The sequence below is a fragment of the Ellagibacter isourolithinifaciens genome, from assembly GCF_008831035.1.
In the GTDB taxonomy this organism is placed as follows: Bacteria; Actinomycetota; Coriobacteriia; order Coriobacteriales; family Eggerthellaceae; genus Ellagibacter; species Ellagibacter isourolithinifaciens.
In genome coordinates this window covers 18,963-34,548 of record NZ_WAJR01000025.1, presented here as the reverse complement: position 1 = coordinate 34,548, position 15,586 = coordinate 18,963, and the positions used below count along the sequence as shown (strand labels likewise).

At 60.3% G+C, this 15,586-nt stretch carries 14 protein-coding genes; 5 read left to right on the top strand and 9 right to left on the bottom strand.

Annotated elements, in window-relative coordinates; translation table 11 throughout:
* On the top strand, positions 1–201 hold a 201-nt coding region (locus F8C90_RS11155), incomplete at its 5' end, for a hypothetical protein (protein ID WP_211361076.1).
* Positions 202–313: 112 nt separating this feature from the next.
* Here the strand turns inward: F8C90_RS11155 and F8C90_RS08720 are convergent.
* From F8C90_RS08720 to pxpB, 8 genes are all read right to left on the bottom strand, one after another.
* The gene (locus F8C90_RS08720; protein ID WP_158050134.1) at positions 314–1,573 is read right to left on the bottom strand and encodes an Nramp family divalent metal transporter; all 1,260 of its coding nucleotides are present in this window, start codon (positions 1,571–1,573) and stop codon (positions 314–316) included.
* A 171-nt stretch (positions 1,574–1,744) separates the two neighbouring features.
* Positions 1,745–2,509, bottom strand: coding sequence for a LamB/YcsF family protein (locus F8C90_RS08715; protein WP_158050133.1), 765 nt, complete (start codon positions 2,507–2,509; stop codon positions 1,745–1,747).
* A 60-nt stretch (positions 2,510–2,569) separates the two neighbouring features.
* Positions 2,570–4,729: a S8 family peptidase gene (locus tag F8C90_RS08710; protein WP_158050132.1), complete on the bottom strand. Its 2,160-nt coding sequence runs from the start codon at positions 4,727–4,729 to the stop codon at positions 2,570–2,572.
* A gap of 12 nt (positions 4,730–4,741) precedes the next feature.
* The gene (locus F8C90_RS08705; RefSeq protein ID WP_246155870.1) at positions 4,742–5,584 is read right to left on the bottom strand and encodes a putative hydro-lyase; all 843 of its coding nucleotides are present in this window, start codon (positions 5,582–5,584) and stop codon (positions 4,742–4,744) included.
* A gap of 110 nt (positions 5,585–5,694) precedes the next feature.
* Positions 5,695–7,044, bottom strand: coding sequence for an acetyl-CoA carboxylase biotin carboxylase subunit (gene accC / locus F8C90_RS08700; protein WP_158050131.1), 1,350 nt, complete (start codon positions 7,042–7,044; stop codon positions 5,695–5,697).
* A gap of 9 nt (positions 7,045–7,053) precedes the next feature.
* A complete protein-coding gene (accB, locus tag F8C90_RS08695) occupies positions 7,054–7,566 on the bottom strand; it encodes an acetyl-CoA carboxylase biotin carboxyl carrier protein (protein ID WP_158050135.1) in 513 nt (170 codons plus the stop codon).
* A gap of 46 nt (positions 7,567–7,612) precedes the next feature.
* A complete protein-coding gene (locus F8C90_RS08690; RefSeq protein WP_158050130.1) occupies positions 7,613–8,716 on the bottom strand; it encodes a 5-oxoprolinase subunit C family protein in 1,104 nt (367 codons plus the stop codon).
* A complete protein-coding gene (gene pxpB, locus F8C90_RS08685; RefSeq protein WP_158050129.1) occupies positions 8,707–9,684 on the bottom strand; it encodes a 5-oxoprolinase subunit PxpB in 978 nt (325 codons plus the stop codon). Before pxpB ends, F8C90_RS08690 begins: the two co-directional genes overlap by 10 nt.
* Before the next feature lie 176 nt (positions 9,685–9,860).
* Between pxpB and F8C90_RS08680 the strand changes: the two genes are divergently transcribed.
* From F8C90_RS08680 to F8C90_RS08665, 4 genes are all read left to right on the top strand, one after another.
* Positions 9,861–10,574 (top strand): sulfite exporter TauE/SafE family protein, encoded by a 714-nt coding sequence (locus tag F8C90_RS08680; protein ID WP_158050128.1) that lies wholly within the window; start codon positions 9,861–9,863, stop codon positions 10,572–10,574.
* 128 nt (positions 10,575–10,702) lie between these two features.
* Entirely contained in the window at positions 10,703–11,932 is a 1,230-nt protein-coding gene (locus tag F8C90_RS08675; RefSeq protein ID WP_158050127.1) for an ATP-binding protein, read from the top strand.
* A 137-nt stretch (positions 11,933–12,069) separates the two neighbouring features.
* Complete coding sequence (locus F8C90_RS08670) at positions 12,070–12,516, top strand: universal stress protein (RefSeq protein WP_158050126.1); 447 nt, start codon at positions 12,070–12,072, stop codon at positions 12,514–12,516.
* Between the two features lie 15 nt (positions 12,517–12,531).
* A complete protein-coding gene (locus F8C90_RS08665; RefSeq protein WP_158050125.1) occupies positions 12,532–13,710 on the top strand; it encodes a pyridoxal phosphate-dependent aminotransferase in 1,179 nt (392 codons plus the stop codon).
* 223 nt (positions 13,711–13,933) lie between these two features.
* On the opposite strand, the gene F8C90_RS08660 is transcribed toward F8C90_RS08665, so the two are convergent.
* On the bottom strand, positions 13,934–15,547 hold the full coding sequence (locus F8C90_RS08660) for a helix-turn-helix transcriptional regulator (protein ID WP_158050124.1): 1,614 nt from the start codon (positions 15,545–15,547) through the stop codon (positions 13,934–13,936).
* Positions 15,548–15,586 lie beyond the last annotated feature (39 nt).

Genomic DNA, 15,586 nt, shown 5'->3' with positions numbered 1-15,586 from the left:
CCATATGCGGTTATTGCCTTTCCACGAATCCTAACTTCAGCAATTAAGATTCTAGGCGATAACCGCTTCCTGCTTTCTACGGACAGGGAAGCGGCCCCTTACACCAACATTCGGCACGCGATCCATTTACAAGTGGAAGCTTGCCAGGCCGTGAGCTTTGCTGGCGGGGTTCGCTGCGGTTTAAGTGCATGTACACATTAAGAGGGCGAAAAAGAGGGGCTCCCGTTCGTGAACGGGAGCCCCTCAATTATTGTGCGGCGGAGTGTGCTGAGAGCGGTTTCGCGTCGAGAACGTTCCTCGCAGCCTTGCGACCTTACGAAAGGCCGAGCAGGGTGGCAAGCGAGCTCATGAAGCTCGACATGTTGCGGTAGCACATGAACAGCGTGATCACGATGAACACGACGCCGCAGATGTTCGCGAACGCATGGTTGCGCCACTTGCCGAGAGCCTTGCCATTTGCGACGTACATCACAAAGAACGCCATGATCGGGAGCAGGATGGCGTTCGCTGCCTGCGCGACCAGAATGAGCTGCGTGGGGCTCTTGCCGAGCGTGACGGCCATAACGCAGCCGAGCACGAGCACGATCATCCAGATAACCTTGAACTTGATGTCCTTGAGCGTCTTGCCCCAGCCGAGCACGCCGTTCACCGCGTAAGCAGCGGAAAGCGGCGCCGTGATGGCGGAGGAGAAGCCGGCGGCCAAAAGGCCGACGCCAATCATAAACGTCGCCCAGGAGCCGAGCAGCGGCTCGAGCGCCATAGCCATGTCCTTGCCGTTGGAAACGGTGATGCCGGTGTTGCCGTAGATGTTCGCGGCAGCGCAGATGAGGATGGCCATGGAGATGATGCCGCCAAGGCCGATGGAGAGCACGGTGTCGAAGCGCGCGTCAGCGATCTGCTCGGGGTCCTTGAAGCGTTCGGCAGCGCCGGAGGCATGCAGGAACAGGTTGTACGGCACGATTGTGGTGCCGATGAGGCCGACGGCGGTGAGGATGCCCTTGGAAGCTTCCTGGCCGGCCGGCAGCTGCGGCGTGAACAGGCCGGCGGCAACCGCGCCCCAATCAACGGGGGAGAACAGGGCGGTCACGAAAAACACGACGCCCATGAACACGACGATGCCCGTGAGAATCTTCTCGACCAGCTTGTAGGAGCCGACCCACATGCAGGCGAAGGCGAGGATGCCGAGCACGATGACGATGGGGATCATCGGCACGTCGAAGACCGCCTGGATGCCCAGGATGCCGCCCGTGATATTGCCGGTTTCATAGGCGGTGTTGCCGATGAAGATCGCGATGATAACAATCACGATTGCAATCCACTTAAGCGCCGGATTCGAAATGCGATCGCGGATGTTCTCACCCAGACCCTCTTGGGTGGCGATGCCGATGCGTGAGGCCATCTCCTGGAAGATGATGGTCGCAACGGTGGCGAACAGGAGGCACCACAGCATCGTGTAGCCGTAGCTTGCACCGGAAACCGTGCACGTGGTAACCGTGCCAGGGCCGACGAAGCCAGCTGCTACAAGTGCGCCAGGGCCGATGTTCTTAAACTTTTGCTTGAGCGAACTAGCCATTTTCCACTCCTTTCATGGGAGTCTCGTTCGCTTGTCGCGACCTGCTCCTCGAGGTGTTGACAAGCGGATATGAAGATTACTCGAATCACTTTAGCAGAATGTAGTGCTTGAGAGTTTTTCAGCTTGGTTAACAAGGTGTGCAAGGCGGAAAATAATGTCCTTTCGGCACGCTTAACGCTCGCTTGCCGGGCGCATCTCGATTCCCGCCTCTGTGAGTGCCCGGCGGATGTCGCGGGCGAACTCGAGCGCGTGGGCGTTGTCGCCGTGCACGCAGATCGTGTCTGCGGCGATGTCGATCGTTTTTCCCGTGATGCTCTCGATGGAACCCTCTTGGATGACGCGAACGACGCGCGCCACGGCGAAGTCCTCGTCGGTGATGGTGGCGTTGTCCTGGGTGCGAGAGACGAGTGTGCCCTCGTCGGTGTAGTTGCGGTCGGCGAAGAACTCCTGCGCCACATGGAGCCCTGCGGCCTTCCCTGCGCGTGCGAGTTCGCCGCCTGCGAGCGCCACCAGGGTGATGTCGGGGTTGAAATCGGCCACGGCTTGTGCAATGGCCTGCGCGAACGGCCCATCGACGGCCGCGCGGTTGTACAGCTGCCCATGGGGTTTCACGTGCGCGAGCTTTACACCCTCGGCGCGACAGAACGCTGCGAGCGCGCCCACTTGGTAGAGCACATACGCGTATCCCTCGTCGGGGGAGAGCGCCATGTTGCGGCGTCCGAACCCCTGCAGGTCGGGGTATCCCGGGTGTGCACCGACGGCGATTCCCGCTTCTGCGGCGAGCTTCACGGTGCGACGCATGACCACAGGGTCGCCCGCGTGCATGCCGCACGCCACGTTCACGCTTGTCACCAGAGGAATCACCTGCTCGTCGAGTCCTAAGGTGTACCGACCGAAGCTTTCTCCCAAATCGCTGTTCAAGTCTACACGCGCCATGCCGTTCCTTTCCCTTAAGAGATGCAGCCCCGCGGCAAGACGCCTGCGGGGCCGCACGTTTTAGTTGCTTGCCTCGATTATCCTACATGATTCCAGCGTTGATGGCGTTGCGAAGATCTGCGCCGTCTGACAACGATACACGAGCCCGAGCGGGTCGAGCGTGTGTGTGCCGTCGTGGTTGTCGATGCCGTTCACGAGGCCCTCGTCGACCGCCCACACGACGAAGGGACGCGCCCACTCGTCGGTTTCTTCGGTGCCCAGAAGCGCGTTGTATTTGGCGGGGTCGGCGCTTGCATAGTCCGCCTTGGTGGCGATGGCGAGCACCTTGCACATCTGCTCGCGGGTGAGCGAATCGTTAGGCCCGAAGGTGTTCGACCCGTCGTCGTAGCCTGTCATGATGCCGTGCGCAACGCACCAGTTCACGGCGTTCGCGTACCATTCGCTCTGGTCAACATCGGGTTTATTGCAGCTGGAAGCCACTTCGCCTTTGCTGTAGACGTTGTAGAGCACGGTGGCGGCTTGCGCCCGGGTCGTCGGCGCGGAGGGTTGGAACTCCCCCGTGTCGCCGACGCCATTCATGATGCCGTGCGCCTTTGCGAAGTAGACGGCGTTATAGAACCACTCGCCCGGGTGCACGTCGGAAAATGCGGTTCGGCCGAGCCCCTCAAGCGCTTCGACCGCAGCACTCGCGTCGATCGCACCGCGGCTTCCGCTGATGTCGGTACGGTCGTTCTCGGCGTCGCTTATGGGCGTTGCGGTGGCGTACACCGCGTTGCAAGCGTCGTCGACCGTGGCGCTCGGCACGGCGGCGAACATGAGTGCGAATATGGACGACACGATAGGGGCCGCCGAGGAAGTGCCGCTCGCGCGGTAGTATCTGCCCGAGACGTTGGTCGAGGTGATGGAGGCGCCGGGGGCGCTGATGTCCTTGCTCTCGTTGTAGTCGGACCAATAGCAGTTCGTGCCGTCGGCGTTCAGCGCAGTGACGGACACGCACTCGTCGAAGTCGGCGGGGTAGATGTGCTTCGTGTTCGGCTGTCCTGTTTTCGTCCCATTGCCGCCAGAGCACACGGTGACGATGCCCGCATTCTTGGCCGCGATGATGGCATCGTGGAATGCCTCGTCGTTCAGGCGCCCGTCGCTCGTGTCGGAAGTGTCGTAGGATCCTAAGCTCATGTTCACGACGCGCAAATCGGGGATGGCCCCGCTTGCGACCATGTCGATCACGTAGTTGTATCCCCTGACGACGGACTCGGTGGTCGCCTTGTCGCTTGCGCTGTCGCCCCACACCTTCACGGGGAGCACGCGCGCGTTGTACGACCCGCCGGCGATTCCGACCCCGTTGTTCGCCGTGCCCGCGATGATTCCCGCGACCATGGTGCCGTGTCCGACGGCGTCGCCTTCGGACACGGTCTCGGCGAGCGGCTTGCTGTTGAAAGCGTCCCACGCGTAGTCGGCAAGCAGGTTCGCGCGCAGATCCTCGTGGTCGAACAGCGCACCCGTGTCGAGCGTTGCCACAGTGACGGAGCCGTTCGTCTGCACGTCGTACCAAGCCTTTGTGATGCGCGTGTTGTAGAGCCAGTACTGGTTGAGCGGCTCGTTGCTGTCCGAGATGCTCGCGTACGGGTCGTTGGGCATGGAGAAGGATTGCAGGCTGGCGCCCTCGTCGGTGGTCTGCGCGCCTGCGGCGGCGTCGTTTGCGCCCGCTTGCCCCGCCACGCCGTCAGGTGCGTCTTCCACCAGGTCGTAGAGGTAGTTTGGCTGCGCCTTCGCCACGCCCGGCACCGCCTGGGCGGCGGCGACGGCCTCGGGCGCGCTTTTGCCGTCGGCCACGTCGGCGGTCACGAGCACAGACCCGTTTGCGGCCTCGATCTGGTCGGTGACGGCGAGTCCCGCCTGCGCGAGGCCCTGCGCGAGGCCGCCGTCACCGTCGTCTTCCGCAAGGAGGCTTACGGATGCGTCGGCATCGAGCGTAATCAAAAGGCCGCTGTAGTCTTCGCCCTCGATAAGCCCCGAGAATCGCTCGGGGTCGTTGCCGCCCTGCTCGCTCGTGCCCGCAGGGCCATCTTGGCTGCTCTCAGCGGAGTCGATGGCGCTCTCATCAGGTGCGTTGTCCGTATCGGCGGCAAAGGCGATCGCGGGCACAGGAAAGGCGATGCTCGCCGCGAGAATCGCAGCGAGCATCGAGCGCGATACCTGTGTGAGGTTCGTGAAGCGCATATTGTAAGGAACCTATCCTTTCAGGTCGACGTTCTTTGTGTCGGTTATCAGCATGCATCCGGGCGCATGCGTGATGGCGAAGGGAGGCTTGGAGTTCATGACCACGGCCTGGGGCGTCACGCCGCAGGCCCAAAAGACGGGCACCTCGCCCTCGTGGATATCGACGGGGTCGCCGAAATCGGGCTTCGAGATGTCCTCGATGCCGATGACCGACGGGTCGCCGATGTGCAGCGGAGCGCCGTGCACCTTGGGGATGGCGCCCGAGATTTGCACCGCCTTCACCACCTGGTTGTAGGGGATGGGGCGCATTGACATGACGGTGTTTCCCGACATGGACCCTGCGGGCGTGCACGCGACGTTGGTCAGGTACATCGACACGTTGCGGCCCTGGGTGTTGTGGCGCATCTCGATGCCAGCCTCGATGAGCTCGCTTTCGAACGAGAACGAGCATCCGATGACGAACGACACCAGGTCGTCGCGCCAATACGACGACACGTCCGTAACCTCGTCGACCAGCTTGCCGTACTCGTAGATGCGGTAGCGTGGGAAGTCGGTGGCGATGTCGCAGTCGGTGGCGCAGATGGTTGTCTCGCGCGCGCCGGTCTCGGTCACTTCCAGAAGCGGGCAGGGCTTGGGGTTGCGCTGGGCGAACAGCAGGAAGTCATAAGCCTGCTCTTTCGGCAGCACGATGAGGTTCGCCTGCGCGTACCCGGGGCAAAGCCCGCTTGTGGGCGCGTCGAAGCTGCCCTCGCGGATGAGGTGGCGCGCCTCGGTGGGCGTGGCGGAGAGCATCTTTTCCCAAACCGCGGCGTCTACGCCTTCCGGTTTTACGGGTGCCGGCATCTTGATAGTCATGAGTTCCGCCTTTCCTTCATAGTTCAGGGTAGTGCGCTCCGCTTTGATGCGCACTACCCCGACGTCTCAACAATGCTATGCTATGAAGCCTTGAAGGCCCAAGCCCGTGGTTAAACCTCGCCTGCGAGGAAGCGCTCGATGAAGCTCGTGTTCGCCTCACCTGCGCAGAAGGTCTCGTTCTCCAAGATGGAGTATTGGAAATCGAGGTTCGTCTGCACGCCGACGACAACCATCTCCTCAAGTGCCGTGCGCATCTTGGCGATTGCCTCGGTGCGGTTGCGGCCGAGCACGATGACCTTTGCGATCATCGAGTCGTAATACGGCGTAATCTCGAAGCCGTCGTAGGCGGCCGTGTCCACGCGCACGCCGTTGCCGCCCGGCAGGTGGGTTTGGGAAATCGTGCCAGGCGAAGGCATGAAATTCTTCTCCGGCATCTCAGCGTTGATGCGGCACTCGATGGCGTGCCCGTGCAATTGGATGTCGTCTTGGGTGAAAGAGAGTACCTCTCCTGCGGCGACGCGAATCATCTCGCCCACAAGGTCGGTGTGCGTGACCATCTCCGTCACGCAGTGCTCCACCTGGATGCGGGTGTTCATCTCCATGAAGTAGTAGTTGCGGTCGTCGTCGAGGAGGAACTCGATCGTGCCCGCGGAGGTGTAGCCCACGGCGCGCGCAGCCTTTACGGCGTCGTCCATCATGCGGGCGCGCAGCTCCTCGTCGAGTGCGGGGGAGGGGCTTTCCTCGATCATCTTCTGGTGGTTGCGCTGCACCGAGCAGTCGCGCTCGCCAAGGGCCACCACATTGCCGTGGGTGTCCGCGATAATCTGCACTTCCACGTGGCGCGGATTCTGCACGGCACGCTCAAGGTACATCGTGTTGTCGGCGAAGGCATTCACACTCTCGCGCTGCGCGATGTTGAACATGTCGGCGAAGTCCTCTTCGGATTCCGACACGCGCATGCCCTTGCCGCCACCGCCCGACGATGCCTTGATCATGATGGGCCAGCCGATCTTGCGCGCCTGCTCGAGCGCCTCGCCCACGTCGTGGATGCCCTTCTTCGTGCCGGGGACCACGGGTACGCCTGCGTCCATCATGGTGCGGCGCGCCTGGCTTTTGTTGCCCATACGGTCGATGACCTCGGGAGTCGGGCCGATGAAGGCGATGTCGTTTTCGCGGCACATCTTCGCGAACGTGGAGTTCTCGGAGAGAAAGCCGTAGCCTGGATGGATGGCGTCAGCGCCCGTTCCCTTCGCCGCCGTGATGATGGCGGGGATGTTCAGGTAAGAATCGCGTGCTTGGGCGGGCCCGATGCACACGGCCTCGTCCGCAAGGTACGTATGGAGCGATTGGCGGTCTGCCGTGGAGTACACGGCAACGGTCTTGATTCCCATGGCGCGGCAGGCGCGGATTACGCGCACGGCGATTTCGCCACGGTTTGCGATGAGAACCTTCTCGAACATCGCTGCCCCTTATGCGCTCGCCTGAGTGGCGATGCGGAAGAGCACCTGGTCATATTCGACTTGAGCGCCGTTCGCCGCGAGCACTTCGGTCACGATGCCAGGCGCGGGCGCGGTGATCTCGTTCATCATCTTCATAGCTTCCACGATAGCGAGCGTCTGGCCGGTGAGCACTTCTTGGCCAACCTTCACAAACGGCTCCTCGTCGGGGGAGGGGGAAACGTAGAACGTGCCCACGAGCGGGCTTTTCACCAGCGCGACCGAGCTGTCGTTGCCCGCGACGGGCACGCTTTGGGCACCGGTGGTCACGTCGCCGTGCTCGCTTCGGGCGTCGAGCAGCCTTCCTACGCGTTCCGCCATGAGGGGAAGCGCGGCTTGCGAGAGCGGGCCGTGGTTGCGCTCGAGCTCGATTTTCACGTTGCCGTCGTCGAATCGCAGCGCCGAGAGGTCGCCCTCTTCCATGAGCGCCATGAGGGCGCGGATGTCGCGGTCCCTCTCCTCGCGCGCGGCGGTCGATTCATCCATGTTGACCTGCTTTTTCTCGTCGTTTGCCTTGCCCATTTTGCTCCTCCTATGCCCGATCGCCGGCGTGTGCGGCGTTATGTCCGTCTTCAAATTCTATCCAAAGCTTGTTTCCAGCGCTTTTCTTGGCTTGCGCCTCCAAAATCGGAGTGAGGCGACGCGCGGTTCTTCGCGGCGAAACTCCTCCGTAGCAGGGGCGCTTTACCACTTTCGCGAGCGAGCGCATTTCCTGCGCCTCCTTGCGGCACGCGGCTTGCGCCTCCTGGACGCTTATCTCCTCGAAGCGAATCGCCCGCCCCGGCTTGCATTGTACGAGCTTGGGTATATCGACTGAGGCAACGGTGCCGATTTTGGCGTAGCCGCCCGTGGTTTGGCGGTCGGCGAGCATGATGATCGGGCGTCCATGGTTGGGAATCTGAACAGCGCCGAGCGCGATGCCGTCGGAGATGATGTCCGACCCGTTGACAGTCTCGATTTCGGGACCATCGAGGCGAAATCCCATGCGGTCGCATTTCGCAGTAGTGGTGTACGTTTCTTTGAAGAACGTGTTAACGCCCTGTTCGGTGAACATGCCCTCCTGCGGTCCCGGCACTACGCGCAAGACGATTTCGTCTGACGAGAAATCGTAGAAGTCGTCGTCTTTGAGCGCGTGCGAGCCCAGATTGTCCAGGAATTCGACGTTCTTGGTGACGAAGGGCAGGTAGTCGCCCGCCGACAGCGTGCGTCCTTCCCAGCCTCCGATACCGCACTTCAGGTTGGTCGATGCGCTGCCCATTACCTTGGGGACCGCGATCGATCCGCCCGCGATGGCGAGGTATCCGTAGACGCCGGTTTTCGGTGCGCCGAACTCGAGCACCGACCCGCGATGCACCATGATCGCGGCGTACATCGGGATGGCGGCGCCATCTACGGTGGGCGAGAAGTTGCCGCCTGTGAGCGCGATGCACGTGTTGGTGGTGAAGCGCAGCGTGGGCCCCGCCAGGCAGAACTCGAGGACGGGCGCGTTCTCGCCGTTGTCGACGAGCAGGTTCGCGATGCGCGCCGCGCGCTTGTCCATCACGCCTGAGGGAGAGAAACCGCTGCCGAGGTATCCCCGACGGCCGAGGTCTTGGATGGTGGTGCAGATGCCGGGCTTGTTGACGGTTACACCCATAGCGCGTCCTCGTCTTCCTCTTCTTGACTGGCCTGCGGGACGGCGATGACCTGCGGGGCGGCGGCGTGCTCGCTCGCATTGCGCTCAGAAGCTTCGCAGCCTTTGCTCCATGCGGCCGAGCCCGCCGCCTGGCCGTTGCCGTCGTCCGCCTGCGGGACGGCCGGCCCCGCGGTCGAGCTGCGCTCAGAAGCTGCGCAGCCTTCGCTCCGCTCGCCGGCGGTGCCAGCCTGGATGGGGGTCGTCGCTCTTCCCTTGACGATCTCGCATTCGTAGGTTCCCGCTTCCACCTGGGTTTCTATCAGGCTGAATTCCTGCGGCGTGATGGGAACGAAGCGCAGGTAGTCGCCTGCGGCGTACAGGATGGGTGACTCGCGGTCGGGGTCGTAGGGGCGCACGGGGGTGCGGCCGATGATGCGCCAGCCGCCGGGCGAGGCGAGCGGGTAGATGCCCGTTTGAGCGCCGCCGATTCCCACGGCGCCAGGCTCGATGCGCGTGCGCGGTGTGGCGAGGCGCGGCGTGTGCAGCCGCTCGTCGAGTCCGCCCAGGTAGGCGAAGCCTGGCAGGAAGCCGAGCATGTCGATGAGATAGTCGTGCCCCGAGTGGATGGCGATGACCTCTTCGGCGCTCATCCCTGCGTGCTCGGCAACGTCGCTCAAGTCAGGGCCGAAGTCGCCTCCGTAGCAGACGGGAATCTTCACCACGCGGTGGATGCCGCCCGTGGTGGCAACAAGGCCGCGCAGCTTTCCGCGAACCTGGCTGGTGAGCTCGTTATATCCGATTTCGCATGGGTTGTAGACCACCATGAGCGAGCAGAATGTGGGGACGAGCTCGATTACGCCGTTGATCGGGTCCGCTTCGAGCGTTTGCGCGGCGGCGCGGATGAGGCCGTTCGTCTTTTCCGAGATGACGTTGCCGAACTCGAGGTTGATGGCCGAGTCGCCGGCCACGGTTATGTTGAAACCTGCCATATTCCCTGCTTTTCTCAGCGTTTGGCGCATAGTTCATATTTGTTAACATCAGGCGTTCGGACAATGCGCTACCCTAAACGACGCCCATGCAGGCCATGAGCGCAATTGCCTTGCCCAACGGAAATGTAGGACATTTTCGTCGCAGGCCCGAGAAGTTTCAAAGGATTTTAACATACATGGAGAAAGTGCTTTTCGCAGCAGCGTTCTTTGTTGCCTATACGATACAAGCGGTCACGGGGTTTGCGGGGAACATCTTCGCGATGCCCGTCGGCACGCACGTGATGGGGCTTTCGAGTTCCGTCGCCGTTCTGAACGCCATGGGCTTCTTCGCGTGTGGCATGCTCGCCGTGCTCAACTTCAAGTACATCAACTGGCGCGAGCTCGCCAAGATGACCTGTGGCATGCTCCCCTTTCTTGCGCTTGGCATCTGGCTTGACACGGTGCTGCCCTTGCCGGTGCTCCTGCGCATCTACGGGGCGATCATCGTCTTCATCGGCATCCGCAACCTGTTGTCCAAAGAGCAGCGGTTCCTTCCGAAATGGCTGCTTGCGATCATCGTCGCGGCGGCTGGTCTCATCCAGGGCATGTTCGTGTCGGGCGGGGCGTTCCTCGTTATCTACGCCGTGCAGAAGATGAAGGACAAGCAGCAGTTCCGCGCCACACTTTCCGCGTTGTGGGCCATCCTGAACTTCCTGTATGCCCTGCTCGCCTTTACGCAGGGGCATTTCACGGGTGACGTGGTGCTCACCGTGGGCATCTGCATCCCCATCGCCATTGTGGCGAACATCCTCGGCCAGGTCATCCAGAAGCGCATCAGCCAAGAGAAGTTTCTCAAACTCACCTACGTCTTGCTGCTGCTGGTCGGCCTCGTGCTGCTCATCACGTCCTAGCGGGGAAAATCTCTATTGCAATAGAGAATTTTGCTCAAAAATGACGAAATCTCTATTGCAATAGAGATTTCGCTTCAATCATGCTAAAATCTCGATTGCAATAGAGAATTTAGTGGAAGATATGGATTATGGAATACGCACCCCGTCCCACTTATGAAAACGAGCTCAGGTCGCTTCGCGATACTGAGGACATCAAGGTTCTCGTAGGTGTTCGTCGTTGCGGCAAGTCGACGTTGCTTCGGTGGCTCCAAGGCGACCTACTCGATAGCGGTGTCGGGGCGGGCAACGTGTTCTATCGGCGCATGGACTTATTCGGCATGCCGACGAACCCGAACGCCGAATGGCTGGTGGGCGAGATATCGGCCGCAATCGAAAAGAGCGACCCCCTCAAGCCGTTCTATGTGCTTCTCGATGAGATTCAGGACGTAGACGGCTGGGAACGCGTTGTTCGCCAGCTGCACACAAGGCCGAATACCGATGTGTATATCACGGGGTCAAATGCCTATGTCCTCTCTTCCGATCTTGCAACGCTTATCGGGGGGCGCTATGTGGAGATGAGGGTGCAACCGCTTTCGTTTTCCGAGTATCTTTCTTTCTCTTCCTATTACGACGTGCGTTTTCCGAATGAGGACTCGGCGTTTGCCGAATACTTGCGTTACGGGGGCATGCCGGCCTTGTTTCATCTGAAAGAGCGGGATCAGGATCGTATTGCCCAGCTGCTGCGTACGGTGTATGAAACGATTATCCTCAATGACGTGGTGGAACGCACGAAAATAGGCGATGTGGACCTGCTTTCGAAGCTCGTTCGATACGTGTTCACAACCTCGGGCTCTCTCTTCTCAGCAAACAAGATTGCCAACACGCTGACAAGCTACGGCCGCAAGACTCGAATCGAAACGGTGGAGGCATATTTACGTGCGTTGGTCGATGCTTTGATTCTTCACGCGTGTGAGCAGGTTGGGCTGTCGGGTAAGGATATTTTGCGTCCGCAGCGTAAGTTCTACCCGGTGGATACGGGATTGAGAAACCTCGCAAGTGGATTTGTCTCGGGAGATATTGGCTTTCAGATTGAGAATGTAGTTTACAACGAACTTCTGCGACGAGGCTGGAGCGTGACGGTGGGCTCGCTTCGCGCTGGGGAAGTCGACTTCGTCGTCGAACGTGCACAGAAACGAATGTATATACAGGTGATGGAGTCACTTGTTGACCAGGGAGTGTTCGAACGAGAAATATCCTCCCTCCTCTTAATTGGCGACTCGTGGCCCAAGTTTATTTTGACAGCTGATCGCCTTCGATGCGGCGTGACTGAAGAGGGGGTCGCCATAGTAAACGTCATCGATTGGCTGCTGGGTAGGTAGAGGTGGATTGCTCGACGTTTTTATTGACCCTTCTTGCTCCAACCCGATTATTTCGCTCGGGAAACTTTTCTGTGATGGACCCCATTTAGTCGTACAATGGCGTTCTAGATTCAAGGCTCTAACGAAAGGGGACTGCCATGTCTGCCATTCACTTGTTCCCGCGCGTGTTCGCTTCGCTTGACGGCGGGTCTACGCAGGATATCGTCGCGCGTCGCGCCGTTGCGATCGCCGCCGCCAATAACGCCGACCTGCTTTTCGGCCACGTCGTCGACTCCGTTCCGTTCGAGGCGAACGGCGCCGACTTCGACGCGCTGTGCGAGTCGCGCAAAGAGCAGCTCGAGGCCGATCTCGCTGATATCCTGGAAGAGGCGAGGAAGAACCCCGATATCAAGTCGGTCGATCTTCAGGTGCGCGCCGGCCGCATCACCGACACGCTGACCGAGCAGCTCATCGAGCCCTTCAAGCCCGACCTTGTCATCTGCGGCGAGCGTGGCCTGTCCAATATGCAGTACGCCTTTGTCGGCAGCGTCTCGAAGTATCTCATCCGCACTGTCCGCTGCGACGTTCATGTCGTCAAGGCGTAGTTAGAAAGGCCCTCCATGCTCAACCAACGCGCAACCGAGCTCGGCTCCGCCCCCAACAAGATTCGCGAGCTTTTCGCCTACGGCCTTAAGCGCAAGGCCGAAATCGGTGAGGAGAACGTGTTCGACTTCTCCATCGGCAACCCGAGCGTTCCGGCACCCGATGCTGTGGCCGAGTCCATCGCCGAGCTCATCAAGGAGCCGCCTTGCGCGCTCCATGGCTACACGCCATCTCCCGGCGCTGCCGGTCCGCGCCAGGCAGTGGCTGACAATATCAGCCGCCGTTTCGGCATCGATGCTACGGCCGACCAGGTCTATCTTACCGCTGGCGCCGCCGCTGGCCTCGCCATCGGCATCTATGCGATTACCAATCCCGGGGACGAGATCATGGTGATCGCCCCGTACTTCCCCGAGTATGCTGTGTGGGCCGAGACCGCCGGTTGCACGACGATCGAGGTTCCGGCGCACGAGCCCGACTTCCAGATGGATATCGATGCCATCGACGCCGCTTTCACGCCGAAGACCGCAGGTATTATCATCAACTCGCCGAACAACCCGGTGGGCGCTGTCTACACGCGCGAGAACCTCGAGGCGCTCGCCGCACTGCTTTCCCGCAAGGAAGAGGAGTACGGGCATCCGATTTACCTGATCAGCGACGAACCGTACCGTGAGATCACCTATGGCGCCGAGGTTCCCTACGTGCCCACGCTCTACAAGCACACCATCGTCTGCTACTCTTATTCTAAGTCGCTGTCGCTTCCTGGCGAGCGCATCGGCTACATCTACGTGTCCAACCTCATGGACAACGCGAAGGAAGTCTACACGGCGGTGAGCGGTGCGGGTCGCGCGCTCGGCTTTATCTGCACGGCAGTGCTGTTCCAGCGTGTGATGGAGAAGTGCGTGAATGAACCTTCCGACGTTGAGGCGTATCGCGCGAACCGCGAGCTGCTCACGAAGGGTCTTTCCGAGCTGGGGTACGAGTTCGTCGAGCCCGATGGGGCGTTCTATCTGTGGGTTCGTGCGCTTGAATCCGATGACGAGGCGTTTTGCGAGAAGGCGAAGGCCCATGAGCTTCTGCTCGTGCCTGCAACGTGCTTCAAATCCCATGGCTGGGTGCGCATCAGCTACTGCGTGTCCGCCGATGTCATCAAGCGCTCCATGCCCGCTTTCAAAGCGCTTATGGAGGAATATAAGTAGCTCGTCAAGGTTTTCGATCGAGGGCGGTTCGCGGCGTGCCTGTTCACAGTCGCGAGCCGCCCTTTTTGTTGCTCGGTCGCTCGCCTCGGCGCTCTTTCGATGCCGCCTTCAGATTGCGAGCTTTTCGGGCCGATTGTCTTAGGTTCTGGGCGCCTCCAAGGGACACAATCTTGGATTGGGCGTCGCGACGCATCCAGGATTGTGTCCCTTGGAGCTTGAAGCCTTAGGATGTGTACTTTTCCATGTAATCGAGGATTTCCTGGCGTGAGTGCAGGCCAGTTTTCGCGTAGATGCGCTTGATGTGCGCATGAGCGGTTCCTGGGCTGATGAATAGCTCCTCTGCCACGCGCTTTTGCGTCCAGCCGAGCGCGTAAAGCGAAAGTACCTCGACCTCGCGCTCGGAAAGCAGAAACTGCTTGCCGACCTCTTCGGCGTTGTGGCGCATGGTGGCCTGCCGCACGTCTGCCAGGCTCTCATGATGGTCGTCGAGCCCCATGATCTTCACGACGGGGCTTGTCTGCACGGCTTTCTGCTGGTGGGTTAACTCCTCTTCGGGGACGGCCTCGAATTTGCGCACGTTCAGGAAGTTGACGAACGCAACCTGGGTCGATATGACGATCATCGTGAACACGGCGGCGAGCATCAGAAGGTCGTTTTGCGACACTGCCGTCACATTGATGAGCGTGATGCGGGCGATTCCTCGGCATCCGAGCCAGACGATCCATCCGGCGATGGCGTAATAGTAGGGGCAACGCCAGCCGTAGCTCATGAACGCGAGGATGATGTACCACGAGAAGCCGACGAGCAACGCATTGAGGTTGGTCGTGAAGATGGCGCCGATATCGAGTGCGTCGGGCCAGGCCGAATAGCACAGCAGCGCAATGCAGGCGAGCGCCTCCATGGTGACGAAGATGCCGACAGTCATAACGCGATGGTGCTGCCTGCATGTGAAAACGATGATTGCGATGCAAAATGCGAGGATAAGTACAAGATCGGCGAGTCGCGTCGTCGGCTGAAACGCGATCGACGATCCATCGGGGTACCCGCGCAAAAAGCCGTCGGCACACGCAAGCACGCCGATGCTCACGCAGATGGTGGCGAGGAAGGCCTTCGACGTCATGGTGTTCTTGGTGAAATTGAAGAAGTCGCCCTTGTTGGAAAGCGTTTTGATATCGCAAGCGAGGGGCTTCGTTCGTGCGAGCAACATGCAAGGGAATTGCAGCAAGACAAGCACGGCAGCATAGAAATAGGAGATGCCGTTCTCCATGAATATCGAGGTAAAGATAAGCAGCTCGCTTACGAACAGCGCTCCAAACGAATAAATAACTGCGGTTATGGCGGTGCAGTCGCGTGCGCGACGCAGCCAATATGACATGCAGGCAAGTCCGCCTAACGTGCAAAACGTGCTTGCAAGGAAGTGATTCCCGACGACGTTCATTTCGGGTGGTCCAATTACCAGCGCACCTGCCATGGTGAGGGAAAACGCCTCGAGAATAATCGAGGCGAAAGCGATTCTTCTGACGACTTGACGCGAAAGGTGACACTTCGTGATGGCAATCAAAAGCCACAGCACTGCCAAAACCGCGAGCGCGACGAGCATGACGCCGTCGGAGTAGATGCCCTCGTCGCTGTGGCGGTAGCTGCCATAGCTACCGACGATGAGCCCCGCACGGCAAAGAGCGAGTCCTAAAATCGACCAAGCGAGCGGCTTATGCCGGGCAATTATGGCTCCGACATTTTCCGATTGTTCGCTTGCAGGGGTGGCTTTTTCGGAAGGGGTCTTTTGGTTTGGGGCGCACAAAGGGGAAGGCGACGATTGGTTCGTCTTTCCGATCATGTTATCCCCTGCTTTCGTGGTAGCCTATGAACAGGCACT

Bases quoted from the DNA above. Each gene is read 5' to 3' on its own strand.
- F8C90_RS08710 (WP_158050132.1), bottom strand. From the start codon at position 4,729: ATGCGCTTCACGAACCTCACACAGGTATCGCGCTCGATGCTCGCTGCG.
- F8C90_RS08675 (WP_158050127.1), top strand. From the start codon at position 10,703: ATGGAATACGCACCCCGTCCCACTTATGAAAACGAGCTCAGGTCGCTT.
- F8C90_RS08665 (WP_158050125.1), top strand. From the start codon at position 12,532: ATGCTCAACCAACGCGCAACCGAGCTCGGCTCCGCCCCCAACAAGATT.
- F8C90_RS08670 (WP_158050126.1), top strand. From the start codon at position 12,070: ATGTCTGCCATTCACTTGTTCCCGCGCGTGTTCGCTTCGCTTGACGGC.
- F8C90_RS08680 (WP_158050128.1), top strand. From the start codon at position 9,861: ATGGAGAAAGTGCTTTTCGCAGCAGCGTTCTTTGTTGCCTATACGATA.
- F8C90_RS08705 (WP_246155870.1), bottom strand. From the start codon at position 5,584: ATGACTATCAAGATGCCGGCACCCGTAAAACCGGAAGGCGTAGACGCC.
- pxpB (WP_158050129.1), bottom strand. From the start codon at position 9,684: ATGGCAGGTTTCAACATAACCGTGGCCGGCGACTCGGCCATCAACCTC.
- accC (WP_158050131.1), bottom strand. From the start codon at position 7,044: ATGTTCGAGAAGGTTCTCATCGCAAACCGTGGCGAAATCGCCGTGCGC.
- F8C90_RS08715 (WP_158050133.1), bottom strand. From the start codon at position 2,509: ATGGCGCGTGTAGACTTGAACAGCGATTTGGGAGAAAGCTTCGGTCGG.
- F8C90_RS08690 (WP_158050130.1), bottom strand. From the start codon at position 8,716: ATGGGTGTAACCGTCAACAAGCCCGGCATCTGCACCACCATCCAAGAC.
- accB (WP_158050135.1), bottom strand. From the start codon at position 7,566: ATGGATGAATCGACCGCCGCGCGCGAGGAGAGGGACCGCGACATCCGC.
- F8C90_RS08720 (WP_158050134.1), bottom strand. From the start codon at position 1,573: ATGGCTAGTTCGCTCAAGCAAAAGTTTAAGAACATCGGCCCTGGCGCA.
- F8C90_RS08660 (WP_158050124.1), bottom strand. From the start codon at position 15,547: ATGATCGGAAAGACGAACCAATCGTCGCCTTCCCCTTTGTGCGCCCCA.